This is a genomic window from Pseudomonas frederiksbergensis (assembly GCF_003732705.1).
In the GTDB taxonomy this organism is placed as follows: Bacteria; Pseudomonadota; Gammaproteobacteria; order Pseudomonadales; family Pseudomonadaceae; genus Aquipseudomonas; species Aquipseudomonas frederiksbergensis_F.
The window spans coordinates 115381-140754 of sequence record NZ_MOBR01000002.1; the positions used below are offsets into that span (position 1 = coordinate 115381).

Below are 25374 nucleotides of genomic sequence, written 5' to 3' on the forward strand. Positions count from 1 at the left end.
CCATGCACTTCAAGAAACTCGCTGCCGCCGCCACCCTGCTGATTTGCGCCTTCCCCGCCGTCAGCCAGGCCCGCGACACCCCGGTGTACCTGCCCTTCGACAAAGCCGTCGCCGAAGCCACCCGCACCGGCAAAATCGATGGCAGCGTGAAGTTCTACCTGGCCGGCAACACCCCGGCCGGCAACGTCACCGTCGTCAGCCCTGGCGCCGTGACCAACAAGAAAACCAACGCCTTCAACAAGTCCGACGAAGTCGCCTGCGAATGGGTCGCGCAATCGGCAATCATCAGCCTGCACCAGGCAGCCAAGAGCGCCGGGGCTAACGCGGTGACCAACATTGTGAGTTTCTACAAGAGCAATGAGCGCAAAGACGCCACCAACTATGAATGCCACGCCGGGGCGATCATGGCCGGGGTTGCGTTGAAAGGGGATTTGGCGAAGGTTCAGTAACGCCAGAATCGACAAAGGGTGCCTTTCTGGCACCCTTTTTTTATCGTTGAATCAAGGTAAGTCGCAGTTATCCACCAGTGGTCGCCCAATACCTGTCTCGATAGAAAGATCAAATCTATATAGAAATTATTTCAAATCGATATTAAAAACTGTCAAAAGTAACAGGTTTGTTTTTTGGTAGAACTGAATATCGTAATGGTTACCTGACCAATATGGAGCATCCTTCAATGTCAACCGATGAACAAGAAGCGGCGGCCGACGAAAAAACCGAATTCGTATTCGAAGTAATATTGTTAGAGGCAGGAACAAAGAAAGTCGACGTAATAGAGGCCATTCGAAAAAGTACAGGCCTTGGTTTAAAAGAAGCCAAGGCGATAGTAGATGTTGCACCAGCACAAATTCTGACTGTTAAATCAATGGAAGCAGCAGAGGCTATTAAAAAAACAGTTGAAAACGCTGGAGCTAAAGCTGAAATTAATCAGTACTAGATAGATGATAGCCTTCCAAATCCAGCGACGTTCCCCATGCTCCGCGTGGGAATTATCAGCCAGTACCCGAAACCGGAATGCACAACGCATTCTCTGAGCTGCCGAAGGCTGCGATCTTTTGACTTTGATTTTCCAAAAGCAAGATCAAAAGATCGCAGGCTGCGCCAGCTCCTACAAGGCTAGGTGAATATCGGAAAGCGGTGCACCTAATTTCGGAAACGTCCCACAGCAAGACCTTGAACTTCTCGATAGGGTCAATGATCCAGCGACCCTTTCGGGACCTTCCAAGGATGAAGAATATGAGTACAAAAGCAGTTATCGTTTTCAGTGGCGGCCAAGACTCAACAACCTGCTTGATCCACGCATTGCCAAACTACGATGAAATACACTGCATCCCGTTTGATTATGGACAACGGCACCGTGCGGAAATTGAAGTTGCACAACAGCTTTCAGTGCCCCACTCGGGAACATGGCAACTCTTCGGCCTTTGTCCAACTCAAGTGCTAGCGTGTAACTTCAGTCCCAACGCCTTGACCACTTTTAAAATGGTGCCGAACTCTGGATTACCTTCGCCTGATAAGGCCCGGTAGAGACTTTCCCGGGAAAGCCCCGCGTCACGCGCCACCTGAGTCATGCCACGAGCACGAGCGATAGTACCAAGAGCCTTGGCGATGAAAGCAGGATCATCCCCCGCCTCCTCCATGCAAGCGTCCAGATAGTTAGCCATGTCCTCTTCGGTCTTGAGGTACTCAGCAGAGTCCCAACGAGTGAATTGTTCGGTCATGGGTTTTGCTCCTGCCAGGACTTCGCGATGAACCTGGCTTGTTTGATGTCGCGGGTTTGGCTGCTTTTGTCACCACCACAAAGGAGGATGACCAATTGACGGCCTTGTTGCATGAAATAGACCCTATAACCGGGTCCATAATCAATACGCGCCTCACTTAGCCCTTCCCCGATGGCTTTGACATCACCAAAATTTCCATCGGCCATGCGGTCAATTCGCACCTGGATACGCATCCTGGCGCGGCTGTCGGCCAGCTTCGACAGCCAACCAGAGAATGTTGAACTTCGAAGGATCTCCGTCATAAACCCGAGTGTAGCCCTTGAGCTACACCAGCTCAACCCGAATTTTTATGCGTCAACTATCGGCCATCAAACTGTTAACGGCTCAACCTTACTCGTCAGCAATTCAACAAACGCCTTCGCCATCGGCGATTTCTGATCCTTGCGCTGCACCAGCCACACCGCCGATACCGCTTCCGGATCCAGCAATGGCCGATACACCACGCCATCAATCCTCATCCGCTGATACGACGCCGGCAGCACCGACACGCCCAATCCCGCCGCCACCAATCCAATAATGGTCATCGCCTCGCCCGCCTCTTGGGCGAAGTCTTGATCGTTCCCACGCTCTGCGTGGGAATGCAGCCCGGGACGCTCCGCGTCCCAGCTGAAGCGACGCAGAGCGTCCGTTGAGGCATTCCCACGCAGGAGCGTGGGAACGATCATCAATTAATGAAACAAGGGAAAGCGGAGCACCTAATTTCGGAAACGTCCCACAGCAAGACCTTGAACTTCTCGATAGGGTCAATGATCCAGCGACCCTTTCGGGACCTTCCAAGGATGAAGAATATGAGTACAAAAGCAGTTATCGTTTTCAGTGGCGGCCAAGACTCAACAACCTGCTTGATCCACGCATTGCCAAACTACGATGAAATACACTGCATCACGTTTGATTATGGACAGCGGCACCGTGCGGAAATTGAAGTTGCGAAGCAGCTCTCTGTAAAGCTGGGTGTGGCGGTACACAAGGTCCTCGATACGGCATTATTAAATGAGTTGGCAATTAGCAGTCTGACTCGCGACAACATCCCAGTTCCAATTGCTGCACATTCAAGTGACGGCCTGCCAAATACTTTCGTGCCTGGCCGGAATATTTTGTTTTTAACGTTGGCTTCTATTTATGCATATCAAGTTGGTGCGAAAACGGTCATCACAGGTGTTTGTGAAACAGATTTTTCAGGCTACCCGGATTGCAGGGACGCATTCATCAAGGCGTTGAATAACGCAGTTGAACTGGGAATGGACTACAAGTTACGAATTGAAACCCCGCTCATGTGGTTGAACAAAGCAGAAACCTGGGCCCTAGCCGACTGCTACAAACAGCTGGATTTGATTCGTAACCATACGCTTTCTTGTTACAACGGAATAATAGGTAGTGGCTGTAGCGATTGCGATGCGTGCGTTCTTCGTGCAAAGGGTTTAAATGACTTTATGAAAAACAAAACAGTCATTACGAACAGCCTAAAGGAAAAACTGGATATAACTACGTAACTATACCACAAGGGGAGTGGCCCACTCCCCTCGCGTTCTCATGCAGCCGGAACCACCGCTACGTATTTTTTGAACAAGTATCTTGCTCCGTAGGCTGGAAAAATATTAAAAACAGCGAAACACATTTTTATGGCTATCTGAATGTAAATTATGCTTAGAATTTCACTATTTGGCATAGTCCCATAAAACGCAATAGAGCAAAAAATAAAGCTGTCTATTATCACGGCAAAAAATGTACTGAAAAACACCCTAAGAAACAAAAACCTTGAATTTGTGAGTTCTTTTATCTTGCACAACAGACAAGAATTCAAATATTCAGAAAAAAGAAATGAAATGGAAGACGCTATCAAAACTGAAGAAACGTGACCCATAACTTCGCCAAACGGTGCATCTAGCTTCCAACCAGCCAACCCGGGTAGATAACTGGTAGTGCTCAGCAGAATAATAATGAGTGCATTACTTGCAAACGCAAATAATATGGCTTTCCTTGCGAGCCTAAACCCATAAGATTCATTCAGCAAATCGACTATCAAAAATGTTAGCGGATAGAGGAAAACACCGGGCGTGACAACAACATCAAAGCGCTCCAGATAAATAAGCTTCGTAGCTGCGACGTTTGTGAATATGTAAAGCGCAAAAAGCAAAAGATTGAGCACAACATAGGTCAACCAAGATCTTTCATGACGATCATTGACTTCATATGCAGTCGGGGCCGTCCCACCGGAATAGAATTTTCTGTAAACATCTTTAATTTCAGATCTATTTAAATTGTCTAATACTTCACTCTTCAATAACTCACTTAGCTTTATTCGGATAACTTTCCCTGTAGAGATCACCATGATCACAGCAAGACTTTTGCTATTTTCAAACCCTAGAAGTTTGTACTTACTATTTTCAGCAGCATCATCCATTGAATCGCTGCTCCAATATATCTCCTACGACACCAACAACACTACAATCGACATAAGCATTGGCGATCACAAACAACTGTTGCGTTTTCTTGTCATACACCAATTTCTCCTTGGCACTGCTCGACAGACCTTTCTTTACTATTAACAAATCCCCCGCTTCATAGAAGCCTCTGATTTCATTCTCCAATAGCACACCTATTACATTGCAGGCTGAACCAAAATAGTAAGTAAGCGGTTGAATGGTCGCCAGCTCGCCGATTCTTTTCTCCAAACTTCTAACCAAGAGAGTTTCTTTAATTACCGGAACAGCTGCTGGATTCATATTCCCCAGCAGCGAAATATCACTCTCAATTATTTCTTTTTCTTCAAAATCAACAGTCTCTATTTCTTTGTACGACACACCAAAGAAATCAGAAATCTTGCGAATTGTAGATTGCTGAACATTCACCACCCGTCCTTCCAGAATATTATATATCGTGGTCCGGGTTAGGCCGGCGGAATTGCACAAGGATAGCTGCGTCTCTCCGCGACTCTTTATCAGATATTTAATATTATTCTTCAAGTTTTCTGTTTTTTCTTTCTTATGCATGTTTAGCCTTCACTTACACCTTCAACAAACCGCGTATCCGAACCGAATCGAATGCAGGTATCTCGCTGTGAATACAGCATCCTACAGGGTCAAACCTTATACAAAAGCAATATCACAAACACGCTTAACAATCATTAGATATTATTTCACAAACGACACCCTGCACGGGTGCCTGCTGATATCCCCCACAACACTTATAGAAACTTCCGACAACTATTTCTTACAGCCGATTCTTACAGAAATTGCCAGACAAGAAATGAATCATTTAATTACATAGATGTTCATTTATTTGATTAATAAAAAAGAATTTTCTGGTAATAAATCTACCGCGCCACTCCTCTTTGTACGCAGCCCACCAATCTTGGCTGACGACATAGGGCTAGGTGGTTTCTTAAATTTTTAAGGGAATTCCAATATGAAAAAGATCCCCCCAGCTCCGCCGGAGTCAGCAAAGCCATCTCGCGCCGATGACATCGATTTGTCCAAACTCTCCGATATCACCGAACCCCTCGTCAGCGCACGCCTGCGCAATCCAAACCGCCCTGACCCCGTCAGCCATGTCTTCACCATCCTCCCGAACGTCGACAAGGAAACCCTGCTTTGTCACGCCAGTGAAACCCTCGCCTCCCTGAATGTCATGAGCACCGACCTTGCTGGCGACCTGGAAAGCTCTCGCCGCAATGTGGCGCTGGCCATTCAGCAACTGGCCGCGATGGCCGAGTTGCTGGTTAACCGGGCGCTGGACCTTCTGGAGCTGCCCGATGGTTCACGTGGAACCCCACCCACCAGTAATGCTTGAGCTATCGCGGTCTTTTCCAAATGGAGGTTTTTTGTCATGGATAGATATATGCCCATCACCGGCATCGACTGCACCATCGCGTCGCTGGTGATCGATACACAGGCACCGCTGGACGTATTGCACGAAACAGCGGCCTACCGCATCCGCACCGCAACTCAGCTGCTGGAGAACATCGCGTTTGGCGAAGGGATTCATAGTGAGCTGGCGCGGGTATTGGTGACATCACTGCGCGATGGTTGCGATTTGATGGATGTGATCGGGCGACGATTGCAGAAGCAGGTTTCTGCTTAGAAATGAAAACAGACGGTCTTATTCAGGTCGTCTGTTTTTTCAGACCGTTCCGTAATCTGTGTAATACATTTCCTAGCGTGTATTTACCCCATTGAGCGCCCTGCTTATCCATGGTTAATTATGGGTGATTCCATCCGGGCTCAAAAACGCACTCTCCGAAATCTGGATAGAAATACTCCAATGCTCTACATCACATCATTGGTGTTTTCTTCGATACTCAGTTGTTACATCTTAACTTCAAACTATGTGGACAACCTCTACCCCGCCACCCACGATACGATTGCAATTCCACTTAGCGCTATAACTGCAATAATGGCGTTACTTTTATTGGCGTCTATATTTCAAATCCCACTCCACAAACAGCAAGTACATGAAAAGCCATCGAGCTTGATACCGATAGCACTCGCACTGCTTGCTTCAACACTTTCACTTGCGCTGCTTATTGAAAGCATAAATTACTGGTTCACCCCTAATCACTTCGCTATATCCGCACTTTACTTAATTACACTCTTTGCCTATTTAGCGGATCAATACAAACGCTATAAAAGACTCATCTTGACGAAAAGCCTTAATCAACGGACTCAACCTTCCTCGTCAACAACTCCACAAACGCCTTCGCCATCGGCGACTTCTGATCCTTGCGCTGCACCAGCCACACCGCCGAAACCGCTTCCGGATCAAGCAATGGCCGATACACCACGCCATCAATCCTCATCCGCTGATACGACGCCGGCAGCACCGACACGCCCAATCCCGCCGCCACCAATCCAATAATCGTCATCGCCTCGCCCGCCTCTTGGGCGAAGTGCGGGCTAAAACCGGCATCCCGCGCCAGGCTAAGCAACTGGGCATACAGACCACTGCCATAACTGCGTGGGAAAAATACGAAAGGTTCGAGGGCCAGGGCTGACAGAAACAGGCCTTCTTCGCTGTTGTCGACCAACGGATGCTTGGAACTGAGCACCGCCACCAGCGGCTCGCGCATCAGCTCCACCACGCTGAGGGAATCCGGTAAGCCAAGCGGTCGCATGATTCCGACTTCAATCGATTCATCCACTAACGCGTCGGCCACTTGGGTGCTGCTCATCTCTCGCAGGTTCAGGTGCACCGCCGGGAAGCGTTGGCGAAACGAGAAAATCGCCTGGGGGATGGTCGAGTTGAACGGTGCCGACGAGGTGAAGCCGATTTTCAGTTCGCCCAGTTCACCAAGCTGCGCACGACGGGCAACATCTGCCGCTTTATCAACCTGCGCCAACACCAGCCGCGCCTCTTCCAGAAACAACCGGCCGGCTTCGCTGAGTTCGACCCGACGATTGGTTCGCTCGAACAGGCGTGCGCCAACCTCGGCTTCCAGTGCCTGAATCTGCTGGCTCAAGGGCGGCTGAGAGATGCCCAACACCTGGGCGGCGCGGCCGAAGTGCAGTTCTTCGGCGACGGCGATGAAGTAGCGCAGGTGGCGCAATTCCATGAAAACTCCATTAGGTCGTAAAACGTCTTAAACAGGTCGAACAATATATTGGATTGAATCGTTAGGCAGCTATATGCTTTTTTTCATTGCCTGACCGGCTGCGCCCTCCGAGGTCCGAAGTGAAAACTGCTGTCGCCCCACTCGCCCATGAAGTTCCGCCCACTGCGCTGGACGATGTCGTCGCCGAGCTGAACGAGATCTACATCGAAAAAGGCACGCCGATGTTCATGCGCACGGTGCTGGCGCTGTTCTCCGGCGGCTTCGCGACGTTCGCCCTGCTGTATTGCGTGCAGCCGATGATGCCGTTGTTGTCCCACGAATATTCGATCAACGCGGCGCAGAGCAGTCTGATTCTGTCGGTGGCTACGGGCATGCTCGCGATTGGTTTGCTGATCACCGGCCCGATTTCCGACCGCGTCGGACGCAAACCGGTGATGGTGACCGCGTTGTTCGCCGCGGCGCTGTGCACCATGGCCAGCGCGATGATGCCGAGCTGGGAAGGCGTGTTGATCATGCGCGCGTTGATCGGGTTGTCGTTGAGCGGCCTGGCGGCGGTGGCCATGACTTACCTGAGCGAAGAGATTCATCCGCAGCACATTGGTCTGGCGATGGGCCTGTACATCGGCGGCAACGCGATTGGCGGGATGAGCGGGCGCTTGATTACCGGCGTGTTGATCGACTTCGTCAGCTGGCACACCGCGATGCTGGTGATCGGTGGCCTGGCGTTGATCGCGGCGACGGTGTTCTGGAAGATCCTTCCCGAATCACGCAACTTCCGCGCCCGTTCACTGCACCCGCGCAGCCTGCTCGACGGCTTCACCATGCACTTTCGCGATGCCGGCCTGCCGCTGTTGTTCCTCGAAGCCTTTGTGCTGATGGGCGCCTTCGTCACGTTGTTCAACTACATCGGCTATCGCCTGCTGGCCGCGCCGTACAACATGGATCAGGCCTTTGTCGGGCTGCTGTCGGTGGTGTACCTGTCGGGGATTTATAGCTCGGCGAAAATCGGTTCGCTGGCGGACAAACTGGGGCGGCGCAAAGTGCTGTGGGCGACGATCGTTTTGATGCTCGCAGGCCTGGCGCTGACCCTGTTCACACCGCTGCCGCTGGTGATCATCGGCATGCTGATCTTCACCTTCGGCTTCTTCGGCGCGCATTCGGTGGCGAGCAGCTGGATTGGACGGCGAGCAATCAAGGCCAAGGGGCAGGCGTCGTCGCTGTATCTGTTCAGCTATTACGCCGGGTCGAGTATTGCCGGGACGGCGGGTGGGGTGTTTTGGCATCTCGGTGGCTGGAACGGGATTGGGATGTTTATTGGTGGATTGTTGGTGATTGCGCTGTTGGTGGCGTTGAAGCTGGCGAAGTTGCCGCCGCTGCCGGGCACTGCGCAGGTTTAGCCACAACTGCGCCCTAGCGGTAATCGCGAGCCAAGGTACACTGACGGCATTCGTCAGTCTTGGTAAAGGGAAGCCAGAATGCGCCTGGACCGTCTCCACATTCAGAATTTTCGTTGCTACGAAGATGCCACTTTCGACTTTCAGCCGGGTTTCAATCTGGTGGTGGGGGTTAACGGGAGTGGTAAGACTTCGTTGTTGCAGGCGGTGGCAGTTTCATTCATCGAATTCGGCAATGCGATGAAACCCAGCGAGACCTCCCTAAAAAATGAAGACATACGTTTTGTCATAGATCGTTTTGACGGCCGAAGCCGTTACGAACGCAAATTTCCATTGCTTGTGCACGGCATGGGCGACGTGTTCGAAGCAACAGAATGGGTGATGAAACGTGATGGCGAAGACCTTCCACACCTGGTCGATTCCATTTTCGACTCTGAAAAAGACAAAGTCGTTAAAAAAATCAACTTGGCCATTCAGGTCGATTTACCCGTACTCGCTTTCTACCGGTCCGATCGTCGCTGGCAAGGTGCAGGGGTAACTGCTGAGTTCGCTGCACAACATCGAGTATCGCGTTTCGACGGATACATAAACTGGTTCGATGCCGTCGCCGATCTTCGCGATTTCGAAAGCTGGTTGATCGGTAAAACGCTTGAACGGATGCAAAATCTGCTTGATGCAAAACCTGTCTCGTTAGATTTCGAAGACGAACTCGCATGGGTCAATAGTGCTATCGAGTGTGCAGTACCCAAAGCGCGAAACTTACGCTACGACCTAAGACTACAAAGCCTGTTGATCGATATCGACGACCAGAAAACCATTCCCTTTAACGAACTGAGTGATGGCCAACGCGGCATGGTCGCGCTCTTCGCCGATATCGCCCGCCGCATGTGCATCCTCAACCCGCACTTGGGCAAGGACGTCCTGAAAAACACCTCAGGCGTGGTCATCATCGACGAACTGGATATCCACCTTCACCCAGCCTGGCAACGCAGCATCGTTCCAGCATTGAAAGAAGCCTTCCCCAACGTCCAGTTCATCGCCGCCAGCCACTCCCCACAAATCATCGGTAGCCTGAAACCCGAAGAAGTGATCGTTCTAAACAATGGCGACGCCTCCCACCCACGAGTCACCTATGGCCTGGATTCCAGCAGTGTTCTGGAGGAAGTCATGGGCGTGACTCAGCGCGAGCCAGAAATTGAAAAACTGCTCTCTGAGCTGTTCTCCACCCTGGAAGACAACGACCTCAAAAAAGCAAAAGTCCAACTTGAGGCGCTGAAGAAAAAGGCCCCTGACCTCCCAGAGTTCGCAGGAGCCGAAGCGTTGATGAGGCGCAAGGAGATTCTCGGTAAATGAAGCGAGTGCTCAAAGGAACTGAACCGGCGTCATTTACAGAATGGAAAAACTCGGCAAACGATGGGTGGAGTCCTAGTTATCCAACGTTGCAAAACCCGCAAAAACGGGACCTTCACAATAGTCTGCTGCTCGAACAAGGATTCTTCTGCTGCTACTGCGGCAGAGAAATAGACGCGAACAGCAGCCACATCGAACACTTCAGGCCACAAGAGCAGTATGAAGAGCTCGCATTGGCTTATCACAATCTCCATGCCTCGTGCCTGCGCGAAACCAAACCGGGCAATCCGTTGCATTGTGGTCATCGTAAGAGCAACTGGTTCGATGAAACGCAGCACATTTCGCCAATGGCGAAGCACTGTGAACAACGCTTCCGTTATCTGCCTACTGGCGTCATTCAACCAGCCGATTCTGATGACCTGTCGGCCACGAAGATGATTGAAGTGCTCGCACTGGACATCGCGTACCTCAACAATCGACGTCAGAGCGCCATTCGCCATGTATTCGACGACGACTTCCTGGCACAGGCCAGCGATGAAGATCTCGCCTTATTGGCGAGCGCCATGCGCGCTACCGAATTGCCTAATCAAAAAGCCTTCGATCACGTCATCGCCCGATACGCTGAGCAAATCATGAGGCGCTGACAGGTCCTGCCAAATATCCACAGTGCCGACTACCTGATCACCACCCGCGCTTGCAGCACCGCGTCGCGTTTTTCCAGGGTGAGTGATTGCAGGGATACGCCGTCACGCTCGACGCGGTGCAGCCAGTGCAATAACACGTTCGCTTCGCCGCTGAGGGTCAAGCGCAGCAGGTCGTTGTCGGCGTCCATCTGCTGCAGTTCGAGTCCCGCCGTGGTGGCGCTTTCGCTGAGACGTAACGACAGCGGCTGATCGGAGATGGCAGGCGCAATGCCCGGTGGTTGCGTCTGTTGCAGTTGCGCCGCGAGGTTTTGCTGATGTCGATACTGTCGCTCGGCCACGCTCAAACGCTGTTGCGTCGGTTGCCAGACCAGACTGAACGCCAGGATGCCCAGAATCAGCCCGCTCAGGCCTGACAGCAACCATTGCTCACGCCGGGACAGACGCTGCCAGCCGAGAATCGTCGCCCAATACCCGCTGCGCCATGCTTGCTTCATACACCGTCCTCCAGGGTCAGGGTCGCTTGCACGCCCTCTCGCACTTTGTTCGAACTGTCGAGTTTGACCGGCATGTCATGCTGGCGCCCACGTTCACGTAATTGCTCCAACTCGGCAAAACTGTTGGCGATCAGCTGGATTTTCCAACCATCGCCAGCGCGATATTCAATGCGTTGGACGTCAACGGCGCTGGAGCCGACAACCTGCTCGATCAGTTTGACCAACGTGACCATCGCCGTACGCGATGCTGGCAACTGCGGGTTCTGCAGGGTTTGCAGCTGCGCTGCCAGGTCGACGATGCGGGTTTGCTGCGGATAGAGCGCCCTGAACCGCTGTTCGTTCTGTGCGGACAAGCGCCGGGATTCACTGTCAAGGTGATGGATTCGCGTTTCGCTGGCGCCCCATGTCAATAACCCGACCAGCAACAGCGCCAAGCCAAGGAAACGCCAGGGCAGGGGTTGATGGCGCGGGGCGAATTCACCTTGCAGCAAGTTGATGGCGTGGCCGTGTTCCTGCATCAGCCACTGCTCGGCAGCGCTGAGGTCCTGGCGCTCGTCGAGCCAACGGATGTCCTTCGGCAAACCGGGCTTGAGCGCGGCCAATCCGGCGTCGTCGATGGCCAGACGGGCCGGCAGTCCGCCGCCGAGCACCCAGCGGCCGAACCACCAGACACCGAACGCTTGCTGCGCCGGTAAAACGTCCGCATCAACGAACACTGAACGCAGCACAATGCCGGACGCGGTCAGCCGCGCGAGTACCGCGGCAAAGCGCTGGCGATCGATCACCACCACCGCATACCGCCCTTCCCGGTCGCGGGCGCCGACGCTCAAGTGCAGCGTCTCCATCGCTTCGCCGAGTTGCTCTTCAACGGCGAACGCGATGGCCTGTGCACTCGGCTGGCGCCGGGAAGGCCAGGGATCACTGCGCACCCAACTGCACAATTCCATCGGCAATAACACATCGACGGCCTGCCCGTTCAGCGCGCGTGCCGCCTCGCTCAACGGCATCAACTGGCGTTGGCCGGTCGAAGACCAGACACAGCAAGGCCAGCCCGCCGACGGTGCAGCCAGTCCGGCGGTAGTCAGGTAGAGCCAGGTTTTCATCGGCGCGTCTCATTGGCGTGGGAAGGAAGAAATCGTCGTTGCAGGATGTTCAATCGGCGCGTGTCAGGATCGAGTTCGACGTCAGTGACCAGCCGCAAGCTGCCCTGCCCTTGGTTGACCTGAACGGTTATTCGATACCAGCGACTGTCAACGCCAAGGCCATGACTGCTCAGGCCCGCCCCGGACAGTAGCGGGTCCTGGGTAAACGCCTGGACACTCGCCCATGCCTGGGTCGAACGCTGACGCAGCAAGGCGTCGACCGTTGCAGCTTGCACGCCCTCGAGCGTGCGCAATACGTGCGCCGAGGCGGTATTGATGTTGAGCGCGGCGTCGGTGGGCAGCAGCGCGACCCAGGGCTCCAGTTTGCTCAGCCACTGCGCGTCAATGCCCGGCAGCAGGCGCAGTTGGCTCAGCTCGCGCAAGGATCCGACCTGGCTCAAGGGCATCGCTGGCAGATCGAGTAACGCTAACAAGCGCACCCAGCGCTGGCGCGTGAGCTGATCGACCTGTCCCTGATGCAGCAACGCATTGAGGTTGAAGCGCCCGGCCAGGTCCTCAATGTCGACGCTGATTTGTGCGTCGTCACGGTCAACGCCCAGCGCCGAACCTGCCCAGTCCTGGGTCAGGTCGACGGTTTTCTGCGGCGTTTGCGCAACCTCTTGCAACAACAGCAGGCCCCGGATTTCCCCGCCCTCAGCGAGTTGCCGCAAATGAATCTGCTGTAACTGTTGCCCGCTGCTTTGCAGCAACAGTCGATGGCTACGCAATAGACCACCGGTGATCAACAGCGCCAGACTCATGACCAGCAACACGCTGATCAGCGCGATGCCCCGTTGATGACTGATCACGGCAGTGCGCCCGGTAATAGCAGCACCCGACGAACGCCCTCGAAGCGCCCGCTCGATACCTGCAACTCCACCGCCATCGGCGCCGTCGCGACCTGCCCCGCAGGCCAGTCGCTGCGCCAGCCAAGCGCAGCGTCGTATACGCGCCAACGCAGATCGCGGACATCGTCGAGAAGTTTTTGCCGTTGCACGATGAGCAATCCCTCACCCCGGCTCTCGCGCCATAACGTGCCGTTGTCGAGTGAATAGGTGACTGTTTGGCGCTCGCTGCGGGGATGATCCAGGGGATTTCGCCAGTTGCCGCGTTGCAATTGCAGCCGGGCGTTATCAAGCGCAACGGGGTGCTCGGTGATGTGCAGCAGGTCCCGTTCGATCACCCCCACGGCCCGTTGCAGGTTTCTGAGCTGGCGCTCAACGTTGCTTGTGCCTTGCTGCACGCGCACCACCGCATCGAACAGCCCCCAACTGGCCAGCCCCAGCAAGGCAAAGATCGCCAGGGCAATGACCAGCTCCAGCAAGGTGAACCCGGCCTGTTTATTCATGACGATTGACGATCCAGCCGCTGAGGCGATACGCGTGTTCATTGCCGGCAAGACTGACCTCAATGTCGACGTTGAGCAGACGCGGGTCGCTCGCGACACGGATGTGCTGACGCAGTAGCCAATCGCGGCGGTCCATGCGCAGGACACGTTGTTCTCGTCCGATGGTCGCGGCCGATTGCAGACGCAGTTCATTCAACTGGTTGTCCGCCAGCCAGGCGGCGAAGAGTCGCTCGTCAACCGCCCGGGTCTGCTTTACGACGTATTGACTCGCGGACAGTACGGCCGCAGCCAGGGTCGAGAAGATGGCCAGCGCCACCATGATTTCCAGCAGGGTGAAACCACCCATCGGGGATAGCCGGCGTCGATCAGCCATCGATCACCGCCTCACCGATACCGTCGCTGGACAGGCTCAGCCAGGCTTTGCGCTGGCTCGTAAACGTCAACCGGAAAGCGCTGGTTTCATCGCTGCTGAGCATCAACAACTGCGGCGGGCCTTCGTCGGCGCCCAGACTCAAGGGCTGGCCGTCCTGTTCAAGGCGTGGATGCAGATCGTCGGGCCAACGAGAAAACGCCGCCACCGGTTCCCACGCTCGCCCCTCAAGCCGCACGGCCCGATAGCCCGCGACGCTCAGCCTGACGCCGTATTCGCGGCCGTCGAGCACCGCCCGTTCACGTAACTGCTGAATCACCGCCGCCATGGCGACCGCTTCCTGCCTCGCCTGACGCGCCGGACTCGGGCCGGTGGCAAGACTCACCATGCCCAGCAGCACGCCGATCAGCACGATCACGATCATCAGTTCCAACAAGGTGAAGCCCTCGCAACGGCGTCGCATCCGTCAATCGCCCCAGTGGCCGATATCCGCCGCGTGCCCCTCGCCGCCCACCACGCCGTCGGCACCCAGGGAGTACAAGTCGTAGGTGCCATTGTTCGATTGCACACCGGGATTGAGGTATTGGTAGGGCGTGCTCCATGGATCTACGGGCAGGTTTTTCAGGTAGCCCTGAGGGTTCCAATTCCTCGCCGACGGGGTTCCGGACGGGCGTTTGCTCAAGGCCTCCAGCCCCTGTTGCGTCGAGGGATAGTGGGCGTTGTCGAGGCGGTACATTTCCAGGGCCGTGGCGATGGCTTGAAGATCAATCCGGGCCGCGGTGACTTTGGCCTGATCGGGGCGGCTCATGAACTGCGGCACCACGATGGCGCCCAAAATGCCGATGATGACCACCACCACCATGATTTCGATGAGGGTAAAACCGCGCTGGGTGACAGGCACGTTGTCGGGTACGGATTTCATGGGTCAATTCACCAATTGGTTGAGGCTGAGAATAGGTAGCAGGATGGCCATGACGATCAGCAGCACGACGCCACCCATCAGCACCAACATGGCGGGCTCGAACAGACTCACCACCAGGGCAATGCGCGCGGCCAGGCTGTTTTCCTGTTGTTCGGCGGCACGGCCCAGCATCTGATCGAGTTCGCCAGCCCGCTCGCCGCTGGCGATCATGTGCAACATCATTGGCGGGATGTCGCCGCTGAGCTCCAGGCCACGGGTCAGGGTTCCCCCTTCGCGGACCGAACGAGCGACGTCGACCATCCGCGCACGAATGGTCAGATTGCCAATCACCGCGGCGGCGATTTCCAGCGCGTCCACCAGGGGCACGGCGCTCTTGCCAAGAATCGCCAGCGTGCTGGCAAACCGTGCCGCTTCCATCGCCCGCAACACCTCGCCGATGACCGGGAGATTCAAGAACAGGCGATGCCAGCGCAGACGCCATAAAGGCTGGCGCAGGCTCCAGCGCCAGAAACCGATCAACCCGAGCAGACCACCGAGCAACAGCAGGCCATGATTGCGCAGCGCCTGGCTCCAGCCGATCAGGGCCCGGGTCAGCCAGGGCAATGGCTGGCCGCTATCGATGAAGATCTTCACCACATCCGGCACCACGTAGCCCAGCAGAAAACCGACAATCGCCACACTGGCCAGCAGGAGAATCAACGGATAGACCAGGGCCATCTGAATCTTTTGCCGAGAGGCCTGACGGGCCTGGGTGTAGGCGGCCAATTGCTCCAGTACTTGGCCCAGGTGGCCGGAACGCTCACCGGCGGCGACGGTGGCCCGGAATAATTCGGGAAACGATTTGGGAAACTGCGCCAACGCCGTCGCCAAGGCATGGCCTTCCATGACCCGCTGGCGCACGGCCGAAAGCACACCGGCTACCCGGCGCCGGGCACTTTGTTTCGCCACCGCTTCCAGCGCTTCCTCCAAGGGCAGACCCGCCTGGATCAACGTGGACAGCTGCAACGTCAGCAAGGCCAGATCGGCGGCACTCAGGCGCGCGCCACGCAGGTGCGAATGCCCAACGCTTGCGTGGCGCTGCTCAATCAGCTTGTGCGGCCATAAACCGCGTTCACGCAATTGCTGACGGGCATGCCGCGGGTTGTCGGCCTCCAGCCGCCCCTTGCAGGCACGGCCCTGGGCGTCTTGGGCGTGATAGTCGAACGTCGACACGGCTAGTGCTCCTGAGTCACGCGCAGCAATTCGTCGAGACTGGTCACGCCGTCCAGCACCCGTTGCCGACCGTCCTGGAACAGGCTGCGAGAACCTTTGCGCGCCTCATCGACCAGTGCCTGCTCGCTCGCGCCCTGGTGGATCAGCACCGACAGCGCGGGCGTCACACTGATCAGTTCGTAGATCCCGATACGCCCGCGATAACCGTGCTGACACTGCGCACACCCCACAGCCTTGAACAGCGAGGGCGGCGACGCAGCGTCCAGCCCGAGGCGCTGGCAGGCTGACGCATCCGCGAGGTAGGGCGTCTTGCAACGGGCGCATAAGGTGCGCAGTAAGCGCTGAGCCAAAACCCCCACCAGCGACGATGCCAGCAGATAGGCATCGACGCCCATGTCCACCAGCCTGATCACCGCACCGGCCGCGCTGTTGGTGTGCAACGTCGACAGCACCAAATGACCGGTCAGGGAAGCCTGAACAGCGATCTGCGCGGTCTCGCGATCACGGATTTCGCCGACCATCACCACGTCCGGGTCCTGACGCAGGATCGCGCGCAGACCTCGGGCAAACGTCATGTCGACTTTCGGATTGACCGGCATTTGCCCGACACCCGGCAGGTGATATTCGATGGGGTCTTCAACCGTGAGGATGTTGCGGGTCTGATCATTCAGACTGTTCAGCGCCGCATACAGGCTGGTGGTCTTGCCGGAGCCGGTCGGGCCGGTCACCAACAGAATGCCGTGGGGCTTGCCGAGCAGTTGGCGCAGGTTTGCCAGGAGGTCATCCGGCATGCCCAAACGCGGTAATTCCAGGCGCCCGGCCTGTTTGTCCAGCAGCCGCAGCACCACCCGCTCACCGTGCGCCGACGGCAGGGTCGAGACCCGTACATCAATTTCATGCCCCGCCAGTCGCAGGGCCATCCGGCCATCCTGGGGGACGCGTTTTTCAGCGATATCCAGACGCGCCATGACCTTGATCCGCGACACCAGCAAGGTCGCCAGCTCACGCCGTGGCCGGAGCATCTCTCGCAGTTGGCCGTCGACGCGCATGCGCACCGACAGGTACTGCTCGAAGGTTTCCAGGTGCACGTCCGAGGCGTGCTCGCGCACCGCTTCACTGAGCAGGGCGTTGATCAGCCGGATGATCGGCGCATCGCCCTGCTGCTCCAGCAAATCAGCGGTTTGCGGGACTTGATCGACCAGACTCAGCAAGTCCAGCTCGTCGTCCAGTCCCTGGGCAACTTGCTCCGCCGCACTTTGCCCTTCACGGTAAGCCGCTGCCAGGCGTGTCGCAAACACGCCGGCTTCGAGCATTCTGATCGGCAGAGCCTCGCCGGATATCCGACGCGCCTCCGCCACCGCCGTGAGTGGCGTATCCGCGCGCAAGACCAGGCTCAAGTCGTCCCCGTCCCGCTCCAGCAACACACCAAAACGCCGGGCAAAGCCGAAGGGCAATTGTTCGCACAGGGCGGTGCTCATGGCGTACCCGGTTCGAGGTCGAGCAACGGCACATCAGGCGCCGGGTCGAACAGTTGCCGTGAATGCGCAGGCAACAGCAACGAGCTATTACCCCCTGCGCCGGGCTTGCTCAAATCACGCAAGGTGTCATAGCGCTGCTGACTGACACCGGACAGATCTTCCTTGCTGCGCACGATGGTGGGCCGCAAAAACACCATCAGATTGCTTTTTGTCTGGGTGTCGCGGCTCCAGCGAAACAGCGCGCCCAGATAAGGAATATCGCGCAGCAGCGGCACCCCGCTCTGCTGAGTGCGCACGCTGTCGCGGATCAGCCCGCCAATCACGATAATTTCGCCATCGTCGGCCAGAATGGTGCTTTTGAGCGCGCGTTTATTGGTAATCAGGTCCGAGGAATCGATGCCCGACACCGAGGGCGCGATATCCGATACCTCCTGTTCGACCTCCAGGCGCAAAGTCGAACCTTCGTTAATGTAGGGCTTGATCTTCAGGCTGATGCCTACGTCCTTGCGTTCGACGGTGGTGAAGGGGTTTTCCGCACCGTTGCTGTTGGTGGCGTAGGAACCGGTCTTGAACGGCACATTCTGGCCAACGATGATTTCCGCTTCCTGATTGTCCAGGGTCAACAGGCTCGGCGTGGACAGCAGGTTGCTGCGGGTGCTGCTGGCCAACGCCGAAACCAAGGCACCAAAGCGGTCGCTGCCCAGTTGCAACAACGCGCCTTCGGGTGCCGACCTTTTCTCGTCAAACGCCAGCCCGCCAACGATCGGGATGTCGGTGCCGGGGAAGTTGATAAAGCCCTTCGCATCGCCGGTACTCATACTCCACTGAACGCCTATGGCTTGGGCGATGTCGCCGGAAATCTCGACGATTGCGGCGTGGATCAGCACTTGGGCCCGAGGTTGGTCCAATTGGCGCACGATAGTTTCGATGGTCCTGATTTGCGCCGGCTCGGCGATCAACACCAGCGCATTCTGACTTTCGTCAGCCTTGATCATGAAGGTCGCGCTGGAGGCCGTGTCTCTGGCACCGCCGACCGCTTGCGCCGGCCGCTTGCCCTGTCCGAGCGTTTCCAGGACTTCAGCCAATTGCCTGGCATCGCTGTGGCGCAGGCGAATCACCCGGGCGTTGTCGGGGGTCGCCGTGTCGGGGATATCCAGCCCCTGTGCCAGGGCAATCAAGCGCTGGCGAACCGACGGCGGGCCGATAACGATCAGACGATTGGTCCGGGGATCGGCCAGCACCTGAGCCACGGTCTCGGCATTGCGCTTGCCGATCGAGGCTTCGATGACCGGCGCTACATCCACGGCGTGGGCATGATGCAGTTGCACCACCGCGTGCAGATTGTTCTGCCCGGCGTCCAGTTGCCGGACGATCTCGGCGATGCGTTGCACATTGGCCGTGGTATCGGTGACCACCAACGCATTGGCCGACACCGACGGGCCGACATAACCATTGACCGACACCAGCGGCCGGATCAGCCCGGCGATATCGCTGGCACTGCTGGTGTTCAACTCGATGACCCGGGTGACAAATTGCGAGGCCGTGGCGTTGTTGACCGATCCTTTGCCAGCACGGGTCCTGGCTTCGGCAACCGGCGTGATCAGGAGTCGCTCGCCTTCATCGATCACGGTGAAGTTATGAGCATCGAGCACCGAATAGAACAGTCGGCGAACCCCTTCCCGGTCGAGGGCCTGGGGAGACATCACTGTGATCCGTCCCGAGACTCTGGGGTCCAGCACCACGGTCGTTCCAAGGATCGTGGAGAACTCTTCGACGATGTCGCGCAGCTCGGCATTGTTCATTGCCAACTGCCATTTTTCCTCTTCGGCCCGCAGCGTGCCCGCCATGAGCGCGAGTGCCGGAACGGCAAGTAGAAGCAGGGCGCGCAAGGTGTGCGCGGCCGTGAAAATTTTCATGGAATCCATCACTTTGACGGCCCTGAGATCGGGCGTAGATGACGCGCAAAAGGCGATGCCGGTGCGCTGGCGGGCGATTCGAGTCGGCGCAGGAACCGCGCTGCCGGTGGTTGCAACACCAACCGTTCTTCGCGGCCCTTGTTCCACAGCACCACTTGGTTCACTTCGACCCGCCGCAGGACGCTGCCACCGGGCAAGCGTTCGCCCACCCGGTACAGGCGCGGGCCTTGGGCGTTGGTCAGCAGCGCTTTGGACAATCCTGTGCCGACGACGAAACATGCCTGTAAGGTCAGCGCTTCGGTGCTCGGTCGCAACGCGGTCTGCGTATTCAGACCGAACACAGTGGCGACCGCCGAGGTATCGGGCGGCACTTCGGCAGGCACCGTTTCGAGTGCCGGTGCGACAACGGGCAATGACGCGCCCGGGTTCTGGCGAAAGTGCCACTCCTGCCACAGCAAAAACACTGCGTAGCCGAAGGGAAGAACCCACAAAACACCCTTGCACAGTCGCAACCCGCTTCCCGACGAAAGCCTGCGAATGAGTTCACTCATGGAGGTTGTACAGACGATGACCGGCACGTCGCAACGACATTCGCCGCAATACCCGGTGGCCCCGGCATTCATGAAAAACCACTGCGCTCACATGCAAAACGATCAGTAATCCAAGCACCACGCAGGCCCAGATATGGACCGTCACACACAGCGCGATCAGCCAAGGATCGCTCAGCGGTTGCGCGATCTCGATCAGGCCGAAAACATCAATCGGGCGATCCATCGTCAATACCCCGGTCATCAACACGACTGTCACCGTGAGGTAAATCAGTGTGTGAACGAGCAGCGCAAAGCCTTCCATAACGGCCATGGATCCCAGGCTCACCTGTCGGACGTACGCGAGAAAAAGCATCAGCCGCCAGACAAAAAAAGGGATGAACACGGTGGTCAGCGACACATTGATGATGGACACCCAGCGCCTCAGTTGCGCGGACACCTCGAAGCACGCCACATAGAACCCGGACAGCAAGGCCCACACGATGACCGCTGCCGACAACCAGTGCAGCCATACGCGTTGTTTGGAGTAACCGATAACGGTCATTTTCAACTCGACTATCAACAGGAAGACCAGCCCTCGGGCGATCTTTTACAGATCGCCCGAGGGCCGTGGGGGGATTTACCGCTTGTCCCACGCCAGGTGCCAATCGGCACCGATAGCCGGCTCGAAGCCGTTGGCGGTCGGAGCGTACTGCTTGCAGTAACCCGAGGCCGGGAATGGCTTGCACTCGAAGACTTCTTTGGTCTTGGGTTGCAGCACTTTGGTCCCGGCGGTGTAGTCGCCAATGTTTTGCGGGAACACGAAGTCATAGTCGACGACGGTGCCTTCGCCGGTCAGGTTCACGACCTGGGTGTCCTGGCGGGTGGTGCGACCATCCAGCGTGGTGCCGATCAAGGTCAGGGTGTGTTGGCCAGGGTTGCCGCGAACATCCATCGTCAGCATCGGTGCCCCGCCGTCCAACTGGGCCGAGGTGGAACCGACCGACTTGTTGTGTTCGTCGTACAAGGTCGCTTCGATGTTCATCTTGCGGTTGGCAATCACCCCGAAATCGACCTTGGCCAACCCTTTGTCCAACACGTACTCAGGTTTCAGCGACGCCACCGCCAGGCGAGCCGCCGCATCTTCCTGCATGTTCAGTTGCACTTCGTAACGGGTTACGCCGCTGTCTTTCTGGGCGTACAAACTGTTGTTGCCCCGTACCGCTTCGATGTTGCCCTGCTCATCACGAATGCCGGCGCGAACCAGTGTGTGGGTCTTATTGATTTGCTCGGCAAGCTTGAAGGACCAGTTCTGCGGTTGGCCTTCTTCGGCGCTGTCGATGCTGACTTCAACGCTGTAGTCCGGGTTTTCACCGTTGGCCGAGAACGCGCGGGCCTTGACCTTATCGCCCACCAGCAGCGCGTTCGCAGGTGCAATGCCGCCTACCGACGACCAGCCGCCGGGCAGAGACGCTTCGGCGAGGATGTTCACATCGGCCGCGTTGTAGAACGCCGCATCGGTATCACCGACCGTCCAGATCGCCAGAATGACGTGCTGGCCGGACTTGTCTTCAGGGATATCGCAGTTGTGTTTGGCCCCGGAAACCGGCTTCTGATTGCCGCCATCGACCATGCAAAACGGCGTGCTTTCGAACGAAGAACGCTTGAGCGACTCGTTCGGGTTCCAGTCGTTGCGAGTAATGAAATACTCATGCTTGGTGGCGGGATGGACTGCGGTGTAGTGCCACTGGAAATCAATATTGCGATCCTTGATTTCACTCAGGTGCCAGCGGCTGGCCGACTGCACATCCAGTGCCGAGAACATCGAGGCACCGCCACTGGGAATCTTGCCATCGATCGGCCCCTGCAGCGGCGCGCCGCCAACACCGGCGGGGAACCCTTTGAAGGTTTCGCCGACACTTTGTGGCTCGTATTGCGCACCACCACAGTTGGTATTCAAACCTTTTTGGCAGGCCAGTGCTCGCGAAGGAGGAACCTCAAGATAGCCATGCGCGGAAACGCTTTGCGACGCCAGCATCGCCGATAACAGGACCATTGAAGAAGTGCAGGCGGTTAACGCACTTCGTTTATAAAATTTAACTTCCATGATGATATTTCCAGACGACTTATCGAAGAGTGAGGCGCTTTGCTGGCGCCTCGTTTGCGATAGGGTTCGGCGCTATACCGAATACGCGTCTGAAACTTTACGGGGATGAGTGAGGCTTCTCTGTAGGGCAAATCACCGCTCTCAGCAGGAAGCGTCTCTCAGTTCTTTTTTCTGACAAAGGAGGAAAAGATTCTTACAGCAAGTAATAGTTAGGAGCGTCGTGACGCTTCAAAGGCAAAAAAAAAGCCTGTCCAGCGCAAGGCGGGACAGGCTGTAAAAAACTCGGCAAACGTTATTCGTGATACTGCGCCGACAACTCATGCACCGCGCGCAAGAACGCACCCGCATGCTCCGGATCAACTTCCGGGGTGATGCCATGACCGAGGTTGAACACGTGACCGCTGCCCTTGCCATAACTGGCGAGAATCCGGCCGACTTCGGTGCGAATGGCTTCTGGTTTGGCGTACAGCACCGTCGGGTCCATGTTGCCTTGCAGGGCGACTTTGTTGCCAACACGCTGGCGGGCTTCGCCGATGTCACAGGTCCAGTCCAGGCCCAACGCATCCGCGCCGGCATCGGCAATGCTTTCCAGCCACAGGCCGCCGTTCTTGGTGAACAGGATGACCGGCACTTTGCGGCCCTCGTGTTCGCGGATCAGGCCGCTGACGATTTTGCGCATGTAGGCCAGGGAGAATTCCTGGTACGCCGCCGCCGAGAGGTTGCCGCCCCAGGTGTCGAAGATCTGCACCGCTTGGGCGCCGGCCATGATCTGGCCGTTGAGGTAGCTGGTGACCGACTGCGCGAGTTTATCCAGCAGCAGGTGCATGGCTTGCGGGTTGTCGTAGAGCATGGCCTTGGTCTTGCGGAAGTCTTTCGACGAGCCGCCTTCGACCATGTAGGTGGCCAGGGTCCAAGGGCTGCCGGAGAAGCCGATCAGCGGCACGCGGCCGTTCAGTTCGCGGCGGATGGTGCTGACCGCGTCCATCACGTAACCCAGGTCTTTGTGCGGATCCGGGATCGGCAGGGCTTCGACGTCGGCCAGGGTGCTGACGACTTTCTTGAAGCGCGGACCTTCACCGGTTTCGAAGTACAGGCCTTGGCCCATGGCATCCGGGATGGTGAGGATGTCGGAGAAGAGGATCGCCGCGTCCAGTTGTGGATAGCGGTCGAGCGGTTGCATCGTGACTTCGCAAGCGAACTCCGGGTTCATGCACAGGCTCATGAAGTCACCGGCCTTGGCACGGCTGGCGCGGTATTCCGGCAGGTAGCGACCGGCCTGACGCATCATCCAGACAGGCGTGACGTCTACGGGTTGCTTGAGCAGGGCGCGAAGGAAACGGTCGTTCTTCAGGGCAGTCATGTCGGCATCCGGAAAAAAAGTGCGGGCATTTTCTCAGAGCGCGAGGCAAAAGGCACGGCAAGCGCCGCACCTTTTGTCTATCGGGTCAATTTGTCGCGGTTTTGCCACCGCAAGATCGTTCCCACGCTCTGCGTGGTAACGCCTCCGGTGACGCTCCGCGTCACGCCTTTTGGGACGCGGAGCGTCCCGGGCTGCATTCCCACGCAGAGCGTGGGAACGATCATCAATTTTGGAAAGTGATCAGACGCCCAGGTAATCCAGGATCCCTTCGGCGGCATTACGGCCTTCGAAGATCGCCGTTACCACCAGGTCAGAGCCGCGAACCATGTCGCCACCGGCGAAGATTTTCGGGTTGCTGGTCTGGTGTTTGTATTTACCCTGCTCCGGGGCCACAACGCGGCCCTGGCTGTCGGTCTGGATCTCGAACTGTTCGAACCACGACGCCGGGCTCGGACGGAAACCGAATGCGATGACCACGGCATCCGCCGGGATGATCTCTTCGGAACCCGGGATCGGCTCGGGGCTGCGACGGCCACGGGCGTCCGGTTCGCCGAGACGGGTCTCGACTACTTTCACGCCTTCGACACGGTCTTCACCGACGATGGCGATCGGCTGGCGGTTATAGAGGAATTTCACGCCTTCTTCCTTGGCGTTCTTCACCTCTTTGCGCGAGCCCGGCATGTTCGCTTCATCGCGACGATAAGCGCAGGTCACCGACTTGGCGCCCTGGCGGATCGACGTGCGGTTGCAGTCCATCGCCGTGTCGCCGCCGCCCAGCACCACAACCTTTTTGCCTTTCATGTCGACGAAATCTTCCGGCGACTTTTCAAAGCCCAGGTTGCGGTTGACGTTGGCGATCAGGAAGTCGAGCGCGTCATGCACGCCCGGCAGGTCCTCACCGGCAAAGCCGCCCTTCATGTACGTGTAGGTGCCCATGCCCATGAACACGGCATCGTATTCTTCGAGCAGTTGCTCGATGGTCACGTCCTTGCCCACTTCGGTGTTCAGGCGGAACTCGATGCCCATGCCGGTGAAGACTTCGCGGCGATTGCTCAGCACAGTCTTTTCCAGCTTGAACTCGGGGATGCCGAAGGTCAGCAGGCCACCGATTTCCGGGTTCTTGTCGAACACCACCGGAGTCACGCCACCACGTACCAAAACGTCGGCACAACCCAGGCCAGCAGGGCCTGCGCCGATCACCGCAACACGTTTGCCGGTCGGCTTGACCTTGGACATGTCCGGGCGCCAGCCCATGGCGAACGCGGTGTCGGTGATGTACTTCTCGACCGAACCGATGGTCACCGCGCCGAAGCCGTCGTTGAGGGTGCAGGCACCCTCGCACAGACGATCCTGCGGGCATACCCGGCCGCACACTTCCGGCAGGGTGTTGGTCTGGTGCGACAGCTCGGCAGCCTGGAGGATGTTGCCCTCGGCCACCAGCTTCAGCCAGTTCGGAATGAAGTTGTGCACCGGGCACTTCCATTCGCAATACGGGTTACCGCAACCCAGGCAGCGGTGGGCCTGATCGGCCGAATGCTGGGGTTTGAAGGGTTCGTAGATTTCCACGAACTCTTTCTTGCGTTGACGCAACAGTTTCTTCTTCGGATCTTTGCGCCCGACGTCGATGAATTGGAAGTCGTTGCTGAGACGTTCGGCCATCTTCAAAACCTCATAACAGCAGCGTCAAGCTACAAGCTTGAAGCTGCAAGAAAATCACTCTGCAGGCACATCGCGCACTGCTGTTCGCTTGCGGCTTGAAACTTGCCGCTTGCAGCTACGTC

27 protein-coding genes and 3 pseudogenes are annotated in these 25374 nt (G+C 56.9%); 9 read left to right on the forward strand and 21 right to left on the reverse strand.

Going from position 1 to position 25374, the window contains the following annotated elements:
- Positions 1 to 2 precede the first annotated feature (2 nt).
- The 3 genes and pseudogenes from BK667_RS01170 to BK667_RS01180 form a co-directional block, all read left to right on the forward strand.
- A complete protein-coding gene (locus tag BK667_RS01170) occupies positions 3 to 449 on the forward strand; it encodes an excinuclease (protein ID WP_123596574.1) in 447 nt (148 codons plus the stop codon).
- Positions 450 to 700: 251 nt separating this feature from the next.
- Positions 701 to 937 (forward strand): annotated as a pseudogene (locus BK667_RS01175) (ribosomal protein L7/L12); the annotation flags it as partial.
- Positions 938 to 1236: 299 nt separating this feature from the next.
- Positions 1237 to 1389, forward strand: a pseudogene (locus BK667_RS01180) (7-cyano-7-deazaguanine synthase); the annotation flags it as partial.
- A gap of 44 nt (positions 1390 to 1433) precedes the next feature.
- On the opposite strand, the gene BK667_RS01185 reads toward BK667_RS01180, so the two are convergent.
- From BK667_RS01185 to BK667_RS01195, 3 genes and pseudogenes are all read right to left on the reverse strand, one after another.
- Positions 1434 to 1721, reverse strand: coding sequence for an addiction module antidote protein (locus tag BK667_RS01185; RefSeq protein ID WP_007943750.1), 288 nt, complete (start codon positions 1719 to 1721; stop codon positions 1434 to 1436).
- Positions 1718 to 2023 (reverse strand): type II toxin-antitoxin system RelE/ParE family toxin, encoded by a 306-nt coding sequence (locus tag BK667_RS01190; RefSeq protein ID WP_123596576.1) that lies wholly within the window; start codon positions 2021 to 2023, stop codon positions 1718 to 1720. Before BK667_RS01190 ends, BK667_RS01185 begins: the two co-directional genes overlap by 4 nt.
- Before the next feature lie 66 nt (positions 2024 to 2089).
- Positions 2090 to 2335 (reverse strand): annotated as a pseudogene (locus tag BK667_RS01195) (LysR substrate-binding domain-containing protein); the annotation flags it as partial.
- A gap of 234 nt (positions 2336 to 2569) precedes the next feature.
- Between BK667_RS01195 and queC the strand changes: the two are divergent.
- Complete coding sequence (gene queC / locus BK667_RS01200; RefSeq protein WP_123596658.1) at positions 2570 to 3271, forward strand: 7-cyano-7-deazaguanine synthase QueC; 702 nt, start codon at positions 2570 to 2572, stop codon at positions 3269 to 3271.
- Positions 3272 to 3309: 38 nt separating this feature from the next.
- Here queC and BK667_RS01205 read toward each other — a convergent pair whose 3' ends face one another.
- Both BK667_RS01205 and BK667_RS01210 read right to left on the reverse strand, forming a co-directional pair.
- The gene (locus tag BK667_RS01205; protein ID WP_123596577.1) at positions 3310 to 4182 is read right to left on the reverse strand and encodes a queuosine precursor transporter; all 873 of its coding nucleotides are present in this window, start codon (positions 4180 to 4182) and stop codon (positions 3310 to 3312) included.
- Positions 4175 to 4771 carry a helix-turn-helix transcriptional regulator gene (locus BK667_RS01210; RefSeq protein ID WP_123596578.1) on the reverse strand — a complete coding sequence of 199 codons (597 nt, stop codon included), beginning with the start codon at positions 4769 to 4771 and terminating at the stop codon, positions 4175 to 4177. Before BK667_RS01210 ends, BK667_RS01205 begins: the two co-directional genes overlap by 8 nt.
- Positions 4772 to 5186: 415 nt before the next feature.
- On the opposite strand from BK667_RS01210, the gene BK667_RS01215 reads away from it, so the two are divergent.
- Both BK667_RS01215 and BK667_RS01220 read left to right on the forward strand, forming a co-directional pair.
- A complete protein-coding gene (locus BK667_RS01215; protein WP_123596579.1) occupies positions 5187 to 5570 on the forward strand; it encodes a DUF6124 family protein in 384 nt (127 codons plus the stop codon).
- 36 nt (positions 5571 to 5606) lie between these two features.
- The gene (locus BK667_RS01220) at positions 5607 to 5861 is read left to right on the forward strand and encodes a hypothetical protein (RefSeq protein WP_123511028.1); all 255 of its coding nucleotides are present in this window, start codon (positions 5607 to 5609) and stop codon (positions 5859 to 5861) included.
- Between the two features lie 568 nt (positions 5862 to 6429).
- On the opposite strand, the gene BK667_RS01225 is transcribed toward BK667_RS01220, so the two are convergent.
- Positions 6430 to 7329 carry a LysR family transcriptional regulator gene (locus BK667_RS01225; RefSeq protein ID WP_123596580.1) on the reverse strand — a complete coding sequence of 300 codons (900 nt, stop codon included), beginning with the start codon at positions 7327 to 7329 and terminating at the stop codon, positions 6430 to 6432.
- A gap of 167 nt (positions 7330 to 7496) precedes the next feature.
- Between BK667_RS01225 and BK667_RS01230 the strand changes: the two genes are divergently transcribed.
- The 3 genes from BK667_RS01230 to BK667_RS01240 all read left to right on the forward strand — a co-directional run bounded on the left by BK667_RS01230 (position 7497) and on the right by BK667_RS01240 (position 10717).
- Entirely contained in the window at positions 7497 to 8726 is a 1230-nt protein-coding gene (locus tag BK667_RS01230; RefSeq protein ID WP_375538753.1) for an MFS transporter, read from the forward strand.
- A gap of 78 nt (positions 8727 to 8804) precedes the next feature.
- A complete protein-coding gene (locus tag BK667_RS01235; RefSeq protein ID WP_123596581.1) occupies positions 8805 to 10076 on the forward strand; it encodes an AAA family ATPase in 1272 nt (423 codons plus the stop codon).
- The gene (locus BK667_RS01240; protein ID WP_123596582.1) at positions 10073 to 10717 is read left to right on the forward strand and encodes a retron system putative HNH endonuclease; all 645 of its coding nucleotides are present in this window, start codon (positions 10073 to 10075) and stop codon (positions 10715 to 10717) included. The genes BK667_RS01235 and BK667_RS01240 overlap by 4 nt, the downstream gene beginning before the upstream one ends.
- A gap of 29 nt (positions 10718 to 10746) precedes the next feature.
- Here BK667_RS01240 and BK667_RS01245 read toward each other — a convergent pair whose 3' ends face one another.
- The 15 genes from BK667_RS01245 to BK667_RS01315 all read right to left on the reverse strand — a co-directional run bounded on the left by BK667_RS01245 (position 10747) and on the right by BK667_RS01315 (position 25252).
- Positions 10747 to 11211 carry a type II secretion system protein M gene (locus BK667_RS01245; protein WP_123596583.1) on the reverse strand — a complete coding sequence of 155 codons (465 nt, stop codon included), beginning with the start codon at positions 11209 to 11211 and terminating at the stop codon, positions 10747 to 10749.
- Complete coding sequence (gene gspL / locus BK667_RS01250) at positions 11208 to 12314, reverse strand: type II secretion system protein GspL (RefSeq protein WP_123596584.1); 1107 nt, start codon at positions 12312 to 12314, stop codon at positions 11208 to 11210. Before gspL ends, BK667_RS01245 begins: the two co-directional genes overlap by 4 nt.
- A complete protein-coding gene (locus BK667_RS01255) occupies positions 12311 to 13162 on the reverse strand; it encodes a type II secretion system minor pseudopilin (protein ID WP_123596585.1) in 852 nt (283 codons plus the stop codon). Before BK667_RS01255 ends, gspL begins: the two co-directional genes overlap by 4 nt.
- Entirely contained in the window at positions 13159 to 13701 is a 543-nt protein-coding gene (gene gspJ, locus BK667_RS01260; protein WP_123596586.1) for a type II secretion system minor pseudopilin GspJ, read from the reverse strand. The genes BK667_RS01255 and gspJ overlap by 4 nt, the downstream gene beginning before the upstream one ends.
- Positions 13694 to 14074: a type II secretion system minor pseudopilin GspI gene (gene gspI / locus BK667_RS01265; protein ID WP_123596587.1), complete on the reverse strand. Its 381-nt coding sequence runs from the start codon at positions 14072 to 14074 to the stop codon at positions 13694 to 13696. The genes gspJ and gspI overlap by 8 nt, the downstream gene beginning before the upstream one ends.
- Complete coding sequence (gspH, locus tag BK667_RS01270) at positions 14067 to 14534, reverse strand: type II secretion system minor pseudopilin GspH (protein WP_123511052.1); 468 nt, start codon at positions 14532 to 14534, stop codon at positions 14067 to 14069. The genes gspI and gspH overlap by 8 nt, the downstream gene beginning before the upstream one ends.
- A 3-nt stretch (positions 14535 to 14537) precedes the next feature.
- Positions 14538 to 14993 (reverse strand): type II secretion system major pseudopilin GspG, encoded by a 456-nt coding sequence (gene gspG, locus BK667_RS01275; protein WP_123511054.1) that lies wholly within the window; start codon positions 14991 to 14993, stop codon positions 14538 to 14540.
- 3 nt (positions 14994 to 14996) lie between these two features.
- Positions 14997 to 16205, reverse strand: coding sequence for a type II secretion system inner membrane protein GspF (gene gspF / locus BK667_RS01280; protein WP_123596588.1), 1209 nt, complete (start codon positions 16203 to 16205; stop codon positions 14997 to 14999).
- Positions 16206 to 16207: 2 nt separating this feature from the next.
- Positions 16208 to 17683, reverse strand: coding sequence for a type II secretion system ATPase GspE (gene gspE / locus BK667_RS01285; RefSeq protein ID WP_123596589.1), 1476 nt, complete (start codon positions 17681 to 17683; stop codon positions 16208 to 16210).
- Positions 17680 to 19599: a type II secretion system secretin GspD gene (gspD, locus tag BK667_RS01290; protein WP_123596590.1), complete on the reverse strand. Its 1920-nt coding sequence runs from the start codon at positions 19597 to 19599 to the stop codon at positions 17680 to 17682. The genes gspE and gspD overlap by 4 nt, the downstream gene beginning before the upstream one ends.
- A gap of 8 nt (positions 19600 to 19607) precedes the next feature.
- Positions 19608 to 20150 (reverse strand): type II secretion system protein N, encoded by a 543-nt coding sequence (locus BK667_RS01295; RefSeq protein ID WP_123596591.1) that lies wholly within the window; start codon positions 20148 to 20150, stop codon positions 19608 to 19610.
- A complete protein-coding gene (locus BK667_RS01300) occupies positions 20143 to 20691 on the reverse strand; it encodes a cytochrome b (RefSeq protein WP_123596592.1) in 549 nt (182 codons plus the stop codon). The genes BK667_RS01295 and BK667_RS01300 overlap by 8 nt, the downstream gene beginning before the upstream one ends.
- Positions 20692 to 20766: 75 nt before the next feature.
- Positions 20767 to 22233: an N-acetylglucosamine-binding protein GbpA gene (gbpA, locus tag BK667_RS01305; RefSeq protein ID WP_123596593.1), complete on the reverse strand. Its 1467-nt coding sequence runs from the start codon at positions 22231 to 22233 to the stop codon at positions 20767 to 20769.
- A gap of 292 nt (positions 22234 to 22525) precedes the next feature.
- Positions 22526 to 23593, reverse strand: coding sequence for a uroporphyrinogen decarboxylase (gene hemE, locus BK667_RS01310; RefSeq protein WP_123511068.1), 1068 nt, complete (start codon positions 23591 to 23593; stop codon positions 22526 to 22528).
- Between the two features lie 240 nt (positions 23594 to 23833).
- Positions 23834 to 25252 carry a glutamate synthase small subunit GltD family protein gene (locus BK667_RS01315; protein WP_123511070.1) on the reverse strand — a complete coding sequence of 473 codons (1419 nt, stop codon included), beginning with the start codon at positions 25250 to 25252 and terminating at the stop codon, positions 23834 to 23836.
- Positions 25253 to 25374: the final 122 nt, after the last annotated feature.

Coding starts and splice junctions, on each gene's coding strand:
- BK667_RS01170 (WP_123596574.1), top strand. CDS start 3: ATGCACTTCAAGAAACTCGCTGCCGCCGCCACCCTGCTGATTTGCGCC.
- BK667_RS01185 (WP_007943750.1), bottom strand. CDS start 1,721: ATGACCGAACAATTCACTCGTTGGGACTCTGCTGAGTACCTCAAGACC.
- BK667_RS01190 (WP_123596576.1), bottom strand. CDS start 2,023: ATGACGGAGATCCTTCGAAGTTCAACATTCTCTGGTTGGCTGTCGAAG.
- queC (WP_123596658.1), top strand. CDS start 2,570: ATGAGTACAAAAGCAGTTATCGTTTTCAGTGGCGGCCAAGACTCAACA.
- BK667_RS01205 (WP_123596577.1), bottom strand. CDS start 4,182: ATGGATGATGCTGCTGAAAATAGTAAGTACAAACTTCTAGGGTTTGAA.
- BK667_RS01210 (WP_123596578.1), bottom strand. CDS start 4,771: ATGCATAAGAAAGAAAAAACAGAAAACTTGAAGAATAATATTAAATAT.
- BK667_RS01215 (WP_123596579.1), top strand. CDS start 5,187: ATGAAAAAGATCCCCCCAGCTCCGCCGGAGTCAGCAAAGCCATCTCGC.
- BK667_RS01220 (WP_123511028.1), top strand. CDS start 5,607: ATGGATAGATATATGCCCATCACCGGCATCGACTGCACCATCGCGTCG.
- BK667_RS01225 (WP_123596580.1), bottom strand. CDS start 7,329: ATGGAATTGCGCCACCTGCGCTACTTCATCGCCGTCGCCGAAGAACTG.
- BK667_RS01235 (WP_123596581.1), top strand. CDS start 8,805: ATGCGCCTGGACCGTCTCCACATTCAGAATTTTCGTTGCTACGAAGAT.
- BK667_RS01240 (WP_123596582.1), top strand. CDS start 10,073: ATGAAGCGAGTGCTCAAAGGAACTGAACCGGCGTCATTTACAGAATGG.
- BK667_RS01245 (WP_123596583.1), bottom strand. CDS start 11,211: ATGAAGCAAGCATGGCGCAGCGGGTATTGGGCGACGATTCTCGGCTGG.
- gspL (WP_123596584.1), bottom strand. CDS start 12,314: ATGAAAACCTGGCTCTACCTGACTACCGCCGGACTGGCTGCACCGTCG.
- gspJ (WP_123596586.1), bottom strand. CDS start 13,701: ATGAATAAACAGGCCGGGTTCACCTTGCTGGAGCTGGTCATTGCCCTG.
- gspI (WP_123596587.1), bottom strand. CDS start 14,074: ATGGCTGATCGACGCCGGCTATCCCCGATGGGTGGTTTCACCCTGCTG.
- gspH (WP_123511052.1), bottom strand. CDS start 14,534: ATGCGACGCCGTTGCGAGGGCTTCACCTTGTTGGAACTGATGATCGTG.
- gspG (WP_123511054.1), bottom strand. CDS start 14,993: ATGAAATCCGTACCCGACAACGTGCCTGTCACCCAGCGCGGTTTTACC.
- gspE (WP_123596589.1), bottom strand. CDS start 17,683: ATGAGCACCGCCCTGTGCGAACAATTGCCCTTCGGCTTTGCCCGGCGT.
- gspD (WP_123596590.1), bottom strand. CDS start 19,599: ATGAAAATTTTCACGGCCGCGCACACCTTGCGCGCCCTGCTTCTACTT.
- BK667_RS01295 (WP_123596591.1), bottom strand. CDS start 20,150: ATGAGTGAACTCATTCGCAGGCTTTCGTCGGGAAGCGGGTTGCGACTG.
- BK667_RS01300 (WP_123596592.1), bottom strand. CDS start 20,691: ATGACCGTTATCGGTTACTCCAAACAACGCGTATGGCTGCACTGGTTG.
- gbpA (WP_123596593.1), bottom strand. CDS start 22,233: ATGGAAGTTAAATTTTATAAACGAAGTGCGTTAACCGCCTGCACTTCT.
- hemE (WP_123511068.1), bottom strand. CDS start 23,593: ATGACTGCCCTGAAGAACGACCGTTTCCTTCGCGCCCTGCTCAAGCAA.
- BK667_RS01315 (WP_123511070.1), bottom strand. CDS start 25,252: ATGGCCGAACGTCTCAGCAACGACTTCCAATTCATCGACGTCGGGCGC.